This window comes from Streptococcus sanguinis SK1 = NCTC 7863, from assembly GCF_000194945.1.
Lineage (GTDB): Bacteria > Bacillota > Bacilli > Lactobacillales > Streptococcaceae > Streptococcus > Streptococcus sanguinis.
This window is the reverse complement of sequence record NZ_GL878511.1, coordinates 118,753-133,881: the sequence shown is the minus strand read 5'-3', so window position 1 is coordinate 133,881 and position 15,129 is coordinate 118,753. Positions and strand designations below refer to the sequence as shown.

The window sequence follows — 15,129 nt, the reverse complement described above, 5'->3', positions numbered from 1 at the left end:
ATGAATGAAGAAACCACTAATCAGATTCAGTTGCTGTTTAGTGGTTTTTGTTTTATAATAAGGGTAAAAGTTTTATCCAAATCTAAGGAGGAGCTGATGGAGCATTCGCTGACCTTGGTTAAGTCTATGCAGTTTGGCCAAGAAGATTGTTTTTTTGCCTTCTGTGGTTATTCAAAAACGGAAGCTCATCATAGCTTTGGGCCGGCTGTCCGGGATGTTTATGTCATTCACATCGTACTGAAGGGACGGGGGACTTACTCCGTGGGCAATCAGCGCTATGATTTGCAGGAAGGGCAGGGCTTTGTGGTGCCACCGGGTCAATCGGTCTTTTATCAGGCTGATGGAGAAGAGCCTTGGTCTTATGTTTGGATGGGACTGGGTGGGCGTCTCTTGCCTCCTTATCTGCAGGCTCTGGGCTTACAGTCTGGCCAATGGTCTTTTGAGCTGACTTCTTTGCAGGAATTTAAGGCCTTGGTCTTTGAAAGTTTGGCTTATGAGGGCAGTGGAATAACAGCTGAACTGGCTCTGCAAAGGCAAGTTTATCGCTTTTTAGAACTCTTGTCTCAACGTCTTAAGCAGACATCCTTAATCACGGAAAGCCGTCGAGTCAATCCTTATGTCCAGCAGGTATTGGAGTTGCTGAGTAGCCATCTGCCAGAAAGTTTATCTGTGCAGGAGTTGGCGCAGAAATTGGCTCTGCATCCTTCCTACCTATCTCGGCTTTTCAAGGATGAAGTGGGCAAGGGGATCAAGGAGTACAGCAATGACTTGCGACTCAATATGGCAGCTGATCTGCTGACGAGCAGTCAGCTTTCGGTGGAAGAGATTGCCAGTAAGACAGGTTTTGCCGGAACACAGAGCTTTTCAAAAGCCTTCAAGAAGGCGCGTGGCCAGTCGCCTTTGAACTTTCGCAAGGCTAGCTCTCATCTGGGGCAGGAGCTGTAAAAAGTCACATTTGGATAAATAATACTAGAAAGAAAGGCTTACCAAAAGGGGTGGCCTTTTTTATAATGAAAGTGGAAGTTTGATTGCAGACTGTGAAAAGGAGAAGACCATGAATAAGGCGAGTATTTTGTTTAACGAAGAGTGCAGGCAATTTCATCTGACTAATGGCGAGATTTCTTATATCTTTCGGGTTTCGGAGGATGGTAAACTCTTGCAACTTTACTACGGAGCGGCGGTACCAGAGCGGGATTATTCTTATCTGGTGGAGCTGCAGCATCGGCCCATGACAACCTATCGAAAAGAAGGGGATTTACGCTATTCTTTGGAGCATGTGCGGCAGGAATTTCCAGAATACGGCACGACAGATTTTCGCCATCCCGATATCTGTCTGCGGCAGGGAAATGGCTCGCGCATTACTGACTTTGTCTATGTCAGTCATCAGATAGTAGATGGTAAGCCAGCTTTAGAGGGGCTGCCAGCTACTTATACAGAGGCTCAAACGGAGGCTAAGACTCTTATTCTAACCCTGCGAGATGAGTTGACAGAAGTGGAAGTTCAGCTGTTTTATACGATATTTGCTGATTGGCCGGTTATAGCTCGTTCCAGCAAAGTGATTAATCAAGGCAGGGAAACTTGCTATTTGGAATCCCTAGCTAGTCTGTCGCTGGATCTGCCAGATGCTGATTATGACTGGCCGCAGCTATCGGGAGCATGGGCCCGGGAACGCCATATCAAGGAGCGGCCGCTTCAGCAGGGGATTCAGTCCATTGAGTCAACCCGCGGCATTTCCAGTCCCCACCACAATCCTTTTGTAGCTCTCAAGCGAGCGGAAACAACAGAGTATTCAGGTCCAGTGCTAGGAGCGGCCTTGGTGTACTCAGGTAATTTTCTCATTCAGGCTGAGGTGGACACCTATGATGTGACTCGGCTGCAGATAGGCATCAATCCTTTCGGTTTTGAGTGGAAGCTGGCTGCGGGCCAGTCCTTTACCAGTCCAGAAGCTCTGCTGGTATATTCTGAGCAGGGCCTCAATGGCATGAGTCAAGTCTTTCATCAGCTATTTCGTCGACGTCTAGCTAGGGGCTACTGGCGCGAGCGAGTGCGTCCTGTTCTCATCAATAACTGGGAAGCTACCTATTTTGACTTTAGTGAGGATCAGCTGCTGGAGCTTGCTGAAAAGGCTCAGGAAGTAGGGGTGGAGCTCTTTGTGTTAGATGATGGCTGGTTTGGCCAGCGGACTAACGATCGTGCTGGGCTGGGTGATTGGTTTGTCAATCCAGAAAGGCTGCCGCAGGGGCTGGGCTCGCTAGCAGAGCGAATTCACGGTTTAGGCATGAAGTTTGGTCTTTGGTTTGAGCCGGAAATGGTCAATAAGGACAGCCAACTCTACCGAACTCATCCTGACTGGCTGCTGGCAGTGCCAGATAGACAGCCCCACCATGGTCGGAACCAGTTTGTTTTGGACTATTCTCGGCCGGAAGTAGTGGATGAGATTTTTGAGCGTCTATCAGCGGTTATCGAGGAAGCGCAGCTGGATTATATCAAATGGGATATGAATCGCCCTCTGACGGATGTCTTCTCAGCTGCTTGGCCAGCCGATCAGCAAGGAGAGATTTTTCACCGCTATGTCTTGGGTGTTTATGACTTGTATGAGCGTTTAATCAGTCGGTATCCAAGCTTGTTATTTGAATCATGCTCTTCAGGTGGAGGCCGCTTTGATCCAGGTATGCTCTATTATGCTCCTCAGGCTTGGACTAGTGATGATTCGGATGCTATCGAGCGCTTGAAGATTCAGTACGGGACCAGCCTTATCTATCCGCTTTCGTCCATGGGGGTTCATGTCTCCATCGTGCCCAATCACCAGACCAACCGTCTGACTCCGTTGAAGACGCGGGGCAATGTCGCCTTTTTCGGTTCCTTTGGCTATGAGCTGGATCTTAATCAGCTAAGCCCAGAAGAATTGGCTGAAGTCAGGGAACAGATAGCTTTTTACAAACGCCATCGAGAGCTGATTCATAATGGAACTTTTTATCGATTGCAGTCGCCATTTAAGGGAGATGGGCAGACAGCTTGGATGCTTGTCAGTCAGGATCAGAACACCGCACTTTTAGGCACTTTCAAGGTCCTCAATCAAGTCAATCGCTCTCATCAGCGTTTGCAATTGAAAGGACTGGCTGTGGATAAGGTCTATCGGCTAGAGGGGCGTAGCTATACTGGGGCTGAGCTTATGCGAGTTGGACTGGTCACCACGGACACTTCCAGCGGTCAGTTACTGGAGGATTCTGAGCAAAAGCCAAGCTATGACTTTGATTCCAAACTCTGGCTGTTTGAAGCAGAGGATGAGTAGATAAGATGGGAAATAAAAAAAGCAGAAGGAACAAGCTGATTAAAAGCTGTCCTTCTTGTTTTTTCTCTGAGAGAAAAGGATAGTACCATTATCTCTGATAATTCTATAAGAAAAGGCTTTCAAAAAGATATATAATAGGATGAAGAGTTCGTAAAATAATATTGGCCAAAAGTGAGAGAATTTGTAAAAAATGAAGAAAGCATTCGGCAAATGCGAGGAAAATCATGAGAAAAAGGGGCTTTATGACGAGAAAAATCATCTTTCTGGATGTGGACGGTACCATCATCGACTATGATAATCATATACCGGAGTCTGCTGTGGTCGCCATTCGCAAGGCACGGGAAAAGGGCCATCTGGTCTATGTCTGCACAGGTCGCAGCAGGCTGAGATGCCGCCGGAAATTTGGGATATTGGCTTTGATGGCATGATTGGGGGCAACGGCTCCTATGTGGAGCATGAGGGGGAGGTTATTCTGCACCAACTGATTCCGCGAGATGTCGCTAAAAGGCTAGTCGACTGGCTTCAGGAGCGGGAGCTAGAGTTTTACCTAGAGAGTAATAACGGTCTCTTTGCAAGCAAAGGCTTCCGCGAAGCAGCACGACCAGTGCTTCGGACCTATGTACTTGGAAAAGGTGTCAATCCAGAAAAAGTAGTAAATATGGAGGCTGAAGAAGCTCTTCATGGCCTGGTTTATGGTGGGGAGATCTACCGGGACGACCTGAACAAAGTCAGCTTTATTCTCAGAAGCTATCAAGACCATCTGGACTCTAAGTCAGCTTTTCCTGAACTTAAGGCAGGTACTTGGGGAGGAAAGGACGAGCATGCTCTCTTTGGTGACTTGGGCGTCAAAGACATTACCAAAGCGCATGCCATTGAGCTTCTCCTGAAGCATCTGGATGCTGACAGGGCAGATACTCTGGCTTTTGGCGATGCCAAGGTTGATATTCCTATGCTGGACTATTGTCAGGTCGGGGTCGCTATGGGAAATGGCGGAGCGGAAATCAAGGCCATGGCTGATCTGGTGACAGACTCGGTCAGCCAAGACGGTCTCTACAAGGCCTTTGAAAAGTTAGAACTCATCTAAAGGAGAGATGATTGATGGCAAAAACACTTTATCTGATGCGGCATGGGCAAACCTTTTTCAATCAAGAAGGCTTGGTGCAGGGAGCTTGTGACTCCCCTCTGACTGAACTGGGACAGGATCAGGCACACCAGGCAGGAACTTATTTGAAAGAGCGGGGCATTCGTTTTGGTCAGCTCTATTCGTCCACTCAGGAGCAAGCTTCTGATACGCTGGAACTTGTCTCTGGTCGAACCGACTACACTCGCCTTAAGGGCATTAAAGAATGGAACTTTGGTCTTTTTGAGGCTCAGCCTGAACGTCTGCAGCCGAAATTTCGACCAGGAGCTACCTCTTTTGAAGACCTCTTCGTTTCCTATGGCGGAGAAGGTGTGGACCAAGTCGGTGAGCGCATGCTGGTCACTCTGACTGAGGTCATGGAGCAGGCAGGAGCAGAGCCAGTCTTGGCCGTCAGCCATGGCGGTGCCATGTGGGCCTTCTATCTCAAGATTGCAGCTCAAGCCCTGGACCCCAAGGTACGCTTTGGCAACTGCGCCATCTGCCATTACCATTATGAGAAGGGCTATTTTAGGCTGGCAGAAGTTATTGACCCTCTGACGGGGAGTGTGTATGAGTGTGAATGAAAAATCTGGTTTCTTATAGAGAAACCAGATTTTTATTATACAAAGATAAAACTAACTGTATCATCGTTCTGTTACTTCGACTGGGTCAAGAATCAGAAGCTCACCTTTAGTAAACTCTCTCACACTAGCCTTTATATGCATATTTTGTCCAATGCCAACTCCATCTCCACTAAAATTTTTAAATATTGAGGTCGGAACAACATCATTAAATTGAAAAGCTGGGCCAGGAGTAGCAAGATCAGGTCCAGGATAATCACCTGCATAAATTAGAATATCATAGCGAGTTTTATAATTAGCATGAGGATTTAAATAAGCAATATAACCATTAAATTCTACTGTCTTGCCTTTGTATTTTTGAACGAAGGAAGAAATTGCTGTTGGATCTTCAGTCTGTAAGATGGCAGCAAATTCTGGATTGTTGTCAGGAGTGATAGTTTGTGGTTCAGGTTTTTTTGATGATTCAGATGAGCTTGAGGAAGATTCGGAAGAGCTAGAAGAAGATTTAGTATCAATTGAAGAGGAACTGGAATTTTCCTTTTTTTTATTACCTTCTTGATTCTTTTCCTCTTTTTTAAAAGTGTGATAGGTGACTGTAATATGAGCATTTTTAGGAATTTTTTCTCCCTTTTGAAACTCCGTCTTTCCTTGAATAGATACACTTTCAATTTGTCCATCTTTTATAAGCCAGCCGTTGATAAGATCTTCAATTTTCTCAGTTTTCACATTTGTAAAACCAGTATCCTCTAGTTGACTAACAATCACTTTATAATTTTTTTGATTAATGTTTTCTGACTCTATTGGTAAAGAAAGCTCGTTAGAATTTTCTTTAGAAGACGAAAAAATACCGATACAAACAAAAGCAACTATTGCAATTGTTACTCCAACAATCATAAAAATTTTCTGATACTTTTTATGCTGAATTTCTTTTTCAGTAAGTGGCCTAATATCTACTATAGCTTCACTGGCAAATAAACCAAAGACTCCAGTATTTCCTTGATGTTTAACTTCGATTTTAACTTTATTTTTATCAAGTGCTAAATCTTTTAAACCTTTTTCAATTGCATCCTCAGTCGTTTTTCCTTTATATATAGTCATAATATCTCCCACCTTTTTCAATTTAAATTTATATAAATCTCTGATACTATATATAATACAGAAACATGTTTATGTCAATAAGTTTTTTGCATTATTATCTAATTTTATAATAATTTGACATTGAACTTATCCCCTTCAGCTAACTGGAGGGGATGAATTTTTTATGTTCTTCTAAGTTCAGTATATGTAAATTCTTTTTTCTTTTTGCTGATTTCCCCTTCTACCTTCCACTCACTGCGAGTAAAGACGATAGATAGTAGTGTCAGAGCTACAAAGGCTGCTCCCACATACCAGTAGGGCATATCCAGCGTCGTGGAGCGGCCAGATAGGTTGACGATGCCACGGAAGAGCATACCGGCTGTCATGATGGCTACAGCTGAGTTCCAGAGGTTGAGGCTGAGCCGAGAGAGATTAGGGGTGACCTTCATAAAGAGCAGGAGGAGGATGCCGCCCGCTAGAGGAATGACAAAGAGGTAGTGCATGTGGCTAGATGTTTCGCCGAAGCTGAAGGATTCATAGATTCTGCTGAAAGCAAAGAAGAAAATAGTTAATAGGGCGTAGATAAGGGCTGTTTTTCTAAAACGTTTTTTGCTGGGATTAGTAACCGATGTAGACAATATCACTCACCGACCTTTCTGAGATAGTATTTCCGTTGGTTGTAGGTTTGTTAATGACCTGACCGTTAAAGTAAAGTGTAGAGGAGCCGCCGCCATCAAGGTTGTAGGCGGTCTTGACACCGTAAGATTTCATGATTTCTGCCAACTGGTAGAGGGAAAGTCCCTCGCTTTCTGAGGTCCGTCCGTCTGAAACGATGATAATGTAGTGGTTTTCATCAATGATACCGATAGCAGTCCGAGGATTGGAAGACATGGACTGGCCGACTTCTGAGTTGGTATCAACGACAATCTCACCATTTTCTACAAGAGATGGGCCGAAGGCCAAGAGATTGACCACACCGTCTTTGACCAGTTGATCAGCAGAGACTTGGTCTTCATAGATAATCTTGAAGGAGCCGTCTTTGTAAATAGCCAAATCACCATTGCTGGAGTCTTCTCGGACGGTATCGCGGTAGACGATGCCATTGCGGATGACATAGCCAGTTGTGTTGGCTCCATAGTAGTCGCCGTTAACCGCTAGGATAGCATTGTTGTTGGCCGCCGTTTCCGAGGTCTTGGCGGTGACATTGTTTCCGTAGGTATTTTGGGCAAAGGCCGTTTTCAGATATTCTGATGAGCTGACGGTCACATCGGCGATGTAGACTTGGGTGTTGCTGACGGTCTTTTCAGTTAGCGTGACCGAAATGTTGTCATCTGAATAGCTGGTGTCCGTTACAGTCGCTGTTTCCGCAGCCTTGCTGGCAGCCTCGGCATCGGACGACGAACTTGCGCTTGAAACCGTGGAAATGGTCTCTGCGATGACGAAGGTTTTCAGCATGGAGTAGCTGAAAGAAGCTGTCAGAAGCAGCCCGAAGATGGAGGCATAGGCATAGCGTTTCTTTAAAAATTTCATGATGCGGTGTGTGTCCTTTCCTTAAAAATAAATCTCTTTTGGACCATCCAGGAGACGGTGAAGAGCAAGATGCCAACGATGATTTTGACAATCAGAAGATTGAGACCAAAGACAGCGTAGAAGAGGCGAATCAGCAGTGTATCTAGGATAAAGAGCACTACAGCTAGGCTGAAATAGCCAGTTCCTGTCTTGAGTATACTATCGTCGTTCTTAAAGACCAGCCTTTTATTGGTCGAATAGTTAAAGATTGAGCTGGTTACGCGAGCAATCCCGTTAGCTAGAAGAATTCTCAGGCTGGTTGGCACAGCGGCTAAAAACAAGAGAGCCAGAGCATAGACGATGTAGTCAACGACGAAACTGCTGAGAGAAGTCAGGGCAAATTTGAATATATTTTTATAAATCATGAGCCCATCCCGAATCGGCCGGAAGTGCGAGCCTTGATTGTCATTAATATAGACCGTCTCAATGGGAACTTCCAAAATGGGATATTCCTTGCTGGCTTCTAGGAGCATGTTCATTTCATACTCATAGCGCTGCCCCTCTACCTTTAGCATAAATGGAATCATGTTGGTCGTAAAGGCTCGTAAGCCTGTCTGAGTATCGGAGACACCCACACCAGTCTGAAGCTTGAAGAGAGCCCGAGTCAGACTATTGCCGAAGCGGCTGCGCAGAGGCACCTTGCCAGTAAAGGCGCGTGCTCCCAGAATCAGCCGATTGGGATTTTCAGAAGCTTTGCTCGCTACGCGGAAAATATCCCAGACCTTGTGCTGGCCGTCCGCATCTGCTGTTACCACCGTGCCATAGTTCTTAAGTGCTTGGATAAAGGTAAAAGCAGTTTTCAGCGCTTGCCCCTTGCCTTGATTGACCTGATGACGGAGCACGATCGCGTACTGCTCTGCCTGCTCAAAGACTATCTGGCATTTAGATGAGCTGCCGTCATCGATAACAATAATATGAAAATCACCTTTATGGTGAATTTTTTTTATCAGCTTAATAAGATTATAATCAGGCTCATAGACCGGAATCACTAGATAATCCATATCCATACCTCTTTCTTAGATGATTTTTAGAAAGTATACAGACTGCGGCTTAAAAGTTCCTGATATAAGTTAGTTTTAAGAAAATGTTAACATTTCTTTAAGGAAAGAGCAGAGAAAGGAGAGGATAGAAAGGCTGGTGGGGAGAGGATTAGAGTTAAGAATGTAGAATAAAATGTAAGATGGAGCAAGAGAAGACCGACTTTTTTAAAAAAAGTAATATATAAACAGCAGTATCGAAAAGTTTCTAAAATCTTATAAAAAATTCCAATAACCATTTGTTTGGGATAGTATTCGTGGTAAAATATTGGAAGATGGATAAAAAGAAGAATATAGATTGGAAAAGGATGAATGCTCAGTATCAAGCATCCAGAAAACGAGGAGAATCAGATGAAGAAATTTCAGAACTTTAAATGGCAGATGTGGCATGTGCATTTGATCGGGCTAGTGGTGTTTTTCTTGTCAATTTTTATCTGTGGATTCTGGTACCAAAGTTATAATGAAAAACTAGTTTTAAAAGAAAATTATCTTACTGTAGGCCACAATCAGGGGATAGTAGAAATTGACTATATTATATCTATACCGTCTGTGTCTGCTTCCTTAAAACGCCCTCTCGATAAGGATGAATATGAATCAATTGATATTGGGAGTCATTATATAGTTTTCCAAGATTCTAGAACAAGAAAAGATGAAGGTTATACCAAAGATCAACATGAGTACTTTAAAATTCACTATTATCGTTTTGATCATAAAGGAATCAAAAAAGAGACAATGGATTTGCTTAAGATTGCGTATGAGCAAGGTTTTGTAGGGCTAAGTGGTAGAATAAAGTTATACGGCGATGGTAATGATGACTATGTTGGAGTTTGGACTAGAGAAAAGCAAATGCTCTATATCAATCTCCGGACTCAGAAAGTTAGCAGGAAAGAACTAAGAGAACTATTTGACTGGGAAATTAAAGATGATATTACCGGTAAGGATGCGATTACATGGGTCAAAAGAGGGGAGAAATGATGATTAAAAGAGTATACCGAGGTTTTATTTCATTATTCCTTTTTTTCCTTTCTCTGCTTCTGCTATGGTTCTTGGGGATAAAAAATTTAGAAAGTCGCCTAAAAGCAGGCTACCAAGCTCAATATTTTAGTGGAAAAGTTCAAGTTAAGAGCTTCATTCCTGATGATAAAAGAAATTGGGCATCTTTGGAAGTATCTTATATTTATACTGAAAATGTTGGGAGTAAGGTTTATACTTTTCCTATTAAAAAAAATATGAGTTGGTTGGAACTTATTTTGCCAACCTACAAAGGTGAGATTTCTTACTCAAATTCTTCTGGCATGTCTGTATATTCAAGAAATGGAATGGGAGATTATGGGTATGAAATGTACGAACCAATGCTTAAGAAAGTCTTTGAAGAAAAAGGGGAGTATAAGGTTATTGAGAGGGAGCTTGCAAAAAAGTTACAAAAGTCATCTGAGTTAAAGGGGGCTAGAATCAGTCTTAAAAGTACTTTTTCTGATAACTTTATAGGTAGTCAATCACTCCATTGGCTCGATGAATCCAGGCTAAGTAATATACGAAAAGGTCATTCTACTTTTGGCGGCGCAGAAGAACTATCTGTGAAAGATGCAATTGCAAATAGTCTAATTTACGTTAGTATCGATTTACCGAATAATTTGAGCAATAATGAGAAGACAGAGTTTTTTAAAAAAAGCCTGAAAGAATTGAACGATGAAGAGTCTTTGCCAAATGGTATTTATCGTTTAAAAGGAGAAGAAAAAGGTTTTGCTGTTGAGGATGGGAAATTAAGATTGGAGAATTGGTGATGAGAAAATATCGTGGGAGTGTAAATTTTAAAGATGAAGATTTTAAGGCAGAAGTAATTTTCATTTTGGTTTATTACTTTGGTATATTTATTTTTCCAACGGTAGTGATTGATGATAAAGTTTTTATGTCAATCTCAGATTTGAAATCAGTTGATAGTATTAATCATTCTAATCTGGACTTGCTAGTATCGATGTCATGGTCAATCTCGCTTGTTTTGGTGTTGTCATTTATTCTGAAACGCATTCTACTGCACAAGAATTTAGCATTTTTAGCATTTCTGCAAATGTTTCTTTGTATGATCTATTGCGTCGTGGTTCTCTTCTATTTTAAAAATATCTTTAAAGTATTATTGCAGTATAACCAGATTGGTTTGTTGTACGATGTCCGTCATTTCTGCTTATTAGCCATTTTAATTGTAAATTATCAAAGTTTGAGAAACTTGCATAAACAAGAGAGTCAGTATACTAGTTTAGTAGATAAGACTCGTCGCATCCTATTTGATGAAAATTAGTATTAGATAAAGATGTCTTTATGATAAGTAACCCAAAAAACGACCCTATCGGTCGTTTTTTTGATCTTACTCCACTTCCAATTCTTCCTGATCAATTTTATGGGCTGTTCGGTAGGCTTGGTAAAAGATAAAGACAGCCAGAGCCGTCATAGCCGGTACAATGATTGGGATATCTGTTTCGATAGCAGTCAGAGGTGAGTTCCAGAAGAAGTGGAGAACGAAGGCTGCTAGGAAGTAGAAGAGCCCCACTCGGAAATAATTTTTCTGAGTTTTGGCATAGCGTAGCATGAGAGCCAGACCGAGAGTGGTTAGGGCGGTGTAGAGCCAGTGAGAGGCAATGCCGCCAGTGATACGGCCTAGGATACCAGAGATAGTGAAGGAGAAGCCTTCGGGCAGGTCAGAGAGGATATAAGAGAAGTCCTCACTAATCTGAAAACCCATGCCAGCCGTAATACCCAGCATCAAGAAGGATTTGAGCTTTTTGACTGGGACTAGATAGACAGCGAAGGCAACTGCTAACAGCTTGAGCGGTTCTTCAACCAGTGGAGCTGCGATGGCGTTTTCTAGGTCGCTGAGCAAGGTGTTTGGGAAGCTGGTGCTGACCCACTCGTGGATATAGGTGTTGGCCAAGCCAGAGGTCCAGCCAGAAATGAAAAGGCCACCTAGCAGAGCTACTCCAAGGCTAAGTGCAGGAGTTTGCCATTTTTTACCCAGTTGGCGAATCAAGAGCAGGGCAGGGATGATATAGAGCAGGGCCAAGAGGGCTGACAGTCCGACAATCCCATAGGAAGTACCTGACATACTGCCAGTAGTATAGGCTTGTGTCTCGTATTCTAAGCCAATCGCGCTCAGAAGGAGAAAAATGAAAAGAACAATATTTTTCTTCATAAGTAACTTTCTAAAATTTTATTTTCATCCTAGTATAACAAAAAAATCCTAAATAAAACCAATTTAAAAACTGGAAATTAAGGGCTGGTATAATACTTTACTTGCCAAACTGTCTCTTTTTGTTTATATTAGTTCTATAAGGTTTCTTGGAGGCGTTTGCATGTCGAAAAATCTGTTGAGGTTGAAATTGCTGGGAAGTCCGAGTGTCTTTCTCAATCAGGAGGAAGTCTTTTTTCCTTTTGCTAAAATCAATGCTCTGCTTTACTATCTCCACATCAATGGAGCAGTCAATCGAGAAGAGATTGCAGGAATCCTCTGGGAAAACAAGGACAACCAGACCGCCAAAAAGAATCTGCGCAATACCATTTATCAAGCTAACAAGCTATTAGGTGGGGAATGGATTGTCGCTCCCAACCGGACTGTGCTGTCGCTTAATCCCGAGTGTATGATTGAAAGTGATGTAGAACTTTTTACGGACCATCCTGCAAAGCATCTGTCGCTCTATCAAGGGGATTTTCTGCAGGGCTTCTATCTCAAGGACAGCGAGGCCTTTGATTACTGGGTGTCCAAGATGCGGACGCGATATGAGCAGCTTTATATCCAAGCCTGCTACCAACAGCTTGAAACGGAAAAAGACCAGTTGGATTTGGAAGAGGCTGAGCAGAATTTGCGCCGCTTGATCAGCATTGATGAGTTTGATGAGAAGAATTACCATCTGCTCATGAAGCTCTATCAGGATCATGATCGGCCTGGCAAGGTGATAGAGACCTATTATAAATTGGTCAATATTTTGGATAAGGAACTGGGCATTAGTCCTACGGAACCTATCCAGCAACTATATCATGAAGTGCTTGCCAAGGACCGCAGCGAGCGTAAGACCAAGCAGTTTCTGCGCAATACGGATCACTTTTTCGGGCGGGTCGATGAAATCAAGCGTTTGGAATCTTATTTCTCTAAGGTGATAGAGGCTCAGGAGGCGCGTGCTCTGGCTCTAGTCGGTGGTACAGGTATCGGAAAGCGGACAGTGACTCGTCAAGTATTGGCCAATCAGACCAAGTATTTCCAGATTGTCATGGCTGAGTGCTTCAAGGAAGAGATGAAGGCAGAACTCCAGCCTTGGCGTGGCTTGCTGGACGGCCTGGGGGACTTGGTTATTCAGCACCAGATTCTCTCTATCAGTCAGTGGGAGGTCATTTTGGAGAGTTATTTTCCCATTTTGACAGGTGGCGCTTCTAGTCTTCAGTTGGATGCGGACAAGCTGGCTCAGTTTGTGGTGGATATTCTGCAGAAGATTTCTAAGAAAAAAGCTTTGATAATCTTGATTGAGGACTGTCACTGGATGGATAAAGCCAGTGTTGCTGTCTTGGAGCAGGTTATGAATCATTTGACCGGCTATCCTGTGGCCTTTGTGCTGACCAAGCATCTGAGCACCCCTTCTTATTTGGAACATTTTTTCAATCACCTGCTGGTACGCAATAAGCTGGGCTTTATCAAGCTGCAGCCGCTGAATTTTAAGGATAGTGTGGCATACTTGCAAGCCCAGACAGGTCAGTTAGCCATATCTGAAGCAAGCCTTGAGGATATTTATCGGGTTAGTCAAGGTATCCCTTTCTTTCTGTCGGAATACGCTGAGCAGCTCCTGCGAGGAGAGAAGTTTCATCCGCTGACTCCGGCCATCAAGGCCAAGCTGTCCTTGAAGCTGGATTATTTGAGCAGTCAAGAGGAGGAGTTGGTGGACTATCTGGCTTGCTTTAGGGCTCCAGCGTCGGTTTCGCTCTTAGCTAGGCTACTAGGACTGTCGATGGAAGAAGTGGTCGAAATCACTGAGGAGTTTGGACGGAAGCAGCTGTTGATGGAAGAGGAGCAGGGCGAGGAATTGGTAGTGCAGTTCAGCCAGGAGCTTTTGAGAATCTACGCCTATGATCGCCTGTCACTTGCTAAGAAGCGAATGTTGCATCACCAGATTGCCCAAGGCATGGAAGACCAGCTGGGAGACTCTCTCTATCATGCCCAGCTGCTCAATGAAATCGCCTATCACTACAAAATGTCCAAGCAGCCGATTAAGTCTCTGGAGTACGAGCTGCATTATCTTGAGGCCACCTTGCAGTTTCATCACGAGCTCTTTCCAATTTATTCACGGGAGTTTGGCTTTATCGAAAAGACGGATGATAGCAATCAGTCAGCGGTTTTAGACCAGTTTGACCGTATCCGTCGGGAGATAGAGGGCTTAGAGAGAAAACACCAGAATCACAAGGATTTTCAGCTATTGGTTCTTCGCTTCCTCTATCTAGAAGGGCGCTATGCCATCCGGACGGGGAATTACAAGCAGGGGATGGACAATATCCAGCAGGTGATTATTTCTGCCAAGGAACTGCAGCAGATGGATTTTCTCCTAGAAGGCTATCGGCAGATGATTTACTACTGCATCCAGACGGAGAATATCCCTGAGATGCGCTACTATACGGAGTTGGCTCTAGATGCTTCAGTTCAGGCCAACAATCACGAGGCCATTGCTATCAACCTTCGGCTCAAGGGGCTCTATCATCTCATGATTGGAGATGAGGAGCAGTCGCTTCACCATCTCTACCAGTCTATCGATTGTTTCAGCTTGACGGCTTCGCTGCGTTCCAAGTACTCAATTCAGATTGCGGCGGCTCTAGACTATCTGGCAGAGATTGAGCAGATTCGCGGAAATTTCACGACTGCGCTGACCCATCAGAAGGAAGCCATTAAGCTGACGGAAAATAAAACAGCAGAGCCTTCGATTTTTGCTTTCTACATCGGCTTGGGTATGACCTATTATCAGCTGAAAGATTATGAGCAGGCGGAGCGGATTTTCCTCAAAGCCAAAACAGCTCTGAAGTCCCTTAGCTTCCCTTGGAAAGAGACCCAGTTGGAAGTTTATTTGGCCTTGATTGGCTGTGAGAAGAGAGATTACCAGCCGATGCTTGATCTGCTGCGGAAAAAGGATAGTCTCATCAGTCGCTATGGCAATCCGCGGGACAAGGGGCTGATCTACTATCTGATGGCTGTGATTAAGTATGGACTGCTGACTGGAAACTTGCAGGGAGCAGGCTTTGAAGTCTTGCTGGATCAGGACTTTGACACCTACTATGAAACGGCTAAAAGCCAGCTCAATCCCTACCGTGACCGGCACCAGCTCAAGGAATTAGAAAACTTACGCCAAGGGCTATCTCAGGCATTAAACACAAAATAAAAGAGGATGAACTCTATGTTCGTCCTCTTTTGATGTTTGTAATGAAGTTTTT

At 43.8% G+C, this 15,129-nt stretch carries 12 protein-coding genes and 1 pseudogene; 8 read left to right on the top strand and 5 right to left on the bottom strand.

The features are described from left to right. The 4 genes and pseudogenes from HMPREF9378_RS01240 to HMPREF9378_RS01255 all read left to right on the top strand — a co-directional run bounded on the left by HMPREF9378_RS01240 (position 1) and on the right by HMPREF9378_RS01255 (position 4,996). Complete coding sequence (locus HMPREF9378_RS01240; protein ID WP_002901419.1) at positions 1-945, top strand: AraC family transcriptional regulator; 945 nt, start codon at positions 1-3, stop codon at positions 943-945. 109 nt (positions 946-1,054) lie between these two features. After that, the gene (locus HMPREF9378_RS01245) at positions 1,055-3,292 is read left to right on the top strand and encodes an alpha-galactosidase (protein ID WP_032911372.1); all 2,238 of its coding nucleotides are present in this window, start codon (positions 1,055-1,057) and stop codon (positions 3,290-3,292) included. A gap of 171 nt (positions 3,293-3,463) precedes the next feature. Then, positions 3,464-4,376, top strand: a pseudogene (locus tag HMPREF9378_RS01250) (HAD family hydrolase). A gap of 14 nt (positions 4,377-4,390) precedes the next feature. Further along, complete coding sequence (locus HMPREF9378_RS01255; RefSeq protein WP_002914360.1) at positions 4,391-4,996, top strand: histidine phosphatase family protein; 606 nt, start codon at positions 4,391-4,393, stop codon at positions 4,994-4,996. A 60-nt stretch (positions 4,997-5,056) separates the two neighbouring features. Here the strand turns inward: HMPREF9378_RS01255 and HMPREF9378_RS01260 are convergent, their stop codons facing one another. From HMPREF9378_RS01260 to HMPREF9378_RS01275, 4 genes are all read right to left on the bottom strand, one after another. Beyond that, positions 5,057-6,091: a DUF4839 domain-containing protein gene (locus tag HMPREF9378_RS01260; protein WP_002914358.1), complete on the bottom strand. Its 1,035-nt coding sequence runs from the start codon at positions 6,089-6,091 to the stop codon at positions 5,057-5,059. 161 nt (positions 6,092-6,252) lie between these two features. After that, positions 6,253-6,708, bottom strand: a complete 456-nt coding sequence (locus HMPREF9378_RS01265) for a hypothetical protein (protein ID WP_002914356.1) — start codon at positions 6,706-6,708, stop codon at positions 6,253-6,255. After that, on the bottom strand, positions 6,689-7,600 hold the full coding sequence (locus tag HMPREF9378_RS01270) for a phosphodiester glycosidase family protein (protein ID WP_002914354.1): 912 nt from the start codon (positions 7,598-7,600) through the stop codon (positions 6,689-6,691). Before HMPREF9378_RS01270 ends, HMPREF9378_RS01265 begins: the two co-directional genes overlap by 20 nt. Next, positions 7,597-8,646, bottom strand: a complete 1,050-nt coding sequence (locus HMPREF9378_RS01275) for a bifunctional glycosyltransferase family 2/GtrA family protein (RefSeq protein WP_002914352.1) — start codon at positions 8,644-8,646, stop codon at positions 7,597-7,599. The genes HMPREF9378_RS01270 and HMPREF9378_RS01275 overlap by 4 nt, the downstream gene beginning before the upstream one ends. A 381-nt stretch (positions 8,647-9,027) precedes the next feature. On the opposite strand from HMPREF9378_RS01275, the gene HMPREF9378_RS01280 reads away from it, so the two are divergent. The 3 genes from HMPREF9378_RS01280 to HMPREF9378_RS01290 are packed head-to-tail and all read left to right on the top strand — an operon-like array spanning position 9,028 to position 10,972. Beyond that, positions 9,028-9,651, top strand: a complete 624-nt coding sequence (locus HMPREF9378_RS01280) for a hypothetical protein (protein ID WP_032911370.1) — start codon at positions 9,028-9,030, stop codon at positions 9,649-9,651. Then, the gene (locus HMPREF9378_RS01285) at positions 9,627-10,460 is read left to right on the top strand and encodes a hypothetical protein (protein ID WP_002914349.1); all 834 of its coding nucleotides are present in this window, start codon (positions 9,627-9,629) and stop codon (positions 10,458-10,460) included. Before HMPREF9378_RS01280 ends, HMPREF9378_RS01285 begins: the two co-directional genes overlap by 25 nt. After that, the gene (locus HMPREF9378_RS01290) at positions 10,460-10,972 is read left to right on the top strand and encodes a hypothetical protein (RefSeq protein ID WP_002914348.1); all 513 of its coding nucleotides are present in this window, start codon (positions 10,460-10,462) and stop codon (positions 10,970-10,972) included. The genes HMPREF9378_RS01285 and HMPREF9378_RS01290 overlap by 1 nt, the downstream gene beginning before the upstream one ends. 66 nt (positions 10,973-11,038) lie before the next feature. Here the strand turns inward: HMPREF9378_RS01290 and HMPREF9378_RS01295 are convergent, their stop codons facing one another. Then, the gene (locus HMPREF9378_RS01295) at positions 11,039-11,860 is read right to left on the bottom strand and encodes a PrsW family intramembrane metalloprotease (RefSeq protein WP_002914347.1); all 822 of its coding nucleotides are present in this window, start codon (positions 11,858-11,860) and stop codon (positions 11,039-11,041) included. A 160-nt stretch (positions 11,861-12,020) separates the two neighbouring features. On the opposite strand from HMPREF9378_RS01295, the gene HMPREF9378_RS01300 reads away from it, so the two are divergent. Further along, positions 12,021-15,077 carry an AAA family ATPase gene (locus tag HMPREF9378_RS01300; protein ID WP_002914346.1) on the top strand — a complete coding sequence of 1,019 codons (3,057 nt, stop codon included), beginning with the start codon at positions 12,021-12,023 and terminating at the stop codon, positions 15,075-15,077. Positions 15,078-15,129: the final 52 nt, after the last annotated feature.

Excerpts from the sequence above, each read along its gene's own strand:
- HMPREF9378_RS01240 (WP_002901419.1), top strand. The coding sequence starts at position 1 with ATGAATGAAGAAACCACTAATCAGATTCAGTTGCTGTTTAGTGGTTTT.
- HMPREF9378_RS01245 (WP_032911372.1), top strand. The coding sequence starts at position 1,055 with ATGAATAAGGCGAGTATTTTGTTTAACGAAGAGTGCAGGCAATTTCAT.
- HMPREF9378_RS01255 (WP_002914360.1), top strand. The coding sequence starts at position 4,391 with ATGGCAAAAACACTTTATCTGATGCGGCATGGGCAAACCTTTTTCAAT.
- HMPREF9378_RS01260 (WP_002914358.1), bottom strand. The coding sequence starts at position 6,091 with ATGACTATATATAAAGGAAAAACGACTGAGGATGCAATTGAAAAAGGT.
- HMPREF9378_RS01270 (WP_002914354.1), bottom strand. The coding sequence starts at position 7,600 with ATGAAATTTTTAAAGAAACGCTATGCCTATGCCTCCATCTTCGGGCTG.
- HMPREF9378_RS01275 (WP_002914352.1), bottom strand. The coding sequence starts at position 8,646 with ATGGATATGGATTATCTAGTGATTCCGGTCTATGAGCCTGATTATAAT.
- HMPREF9378_RS01280 (WP_032911370.1), top strand. The coding sequence starts at position 9,028 with ATGAAGAAATTTCAGAACTTTAAATGGCAGATGTGGCATGTGCATTTG.
- HMPREF9378_RS01285 (WP_002914349.1), top strand. The coding sequence starts at position 9,627 with ATGGGTCAAAAGAGGGGAGAAATGATGATTAAAAGAGTATACCGAGGT.
- HMPREF9378_RS01290 (WP_002914348.1), top strand. The coding sequence starts at position 10,460 with ATGAGAAAATATCGTGGGAGTGTAAATTTTAAAGATGAAGATTTTAAG.
- HMPREF9378_RS01295 (WP_002914347.1), bottom strand. The coding sequence starts at position 11,860 with ATGAAGAAAAATATTGTTCTTTTCATTTTTCTCCTTCTGAGCGCGATT.
- HMPREF9378_RS01300 (WP_002914346.1), top strand. The coding sequence starts at position 12,021 with ATGTCGAAAAATCTGTTGAGGTTGAAATTGCTGGGAAGTCCGAGTGTC.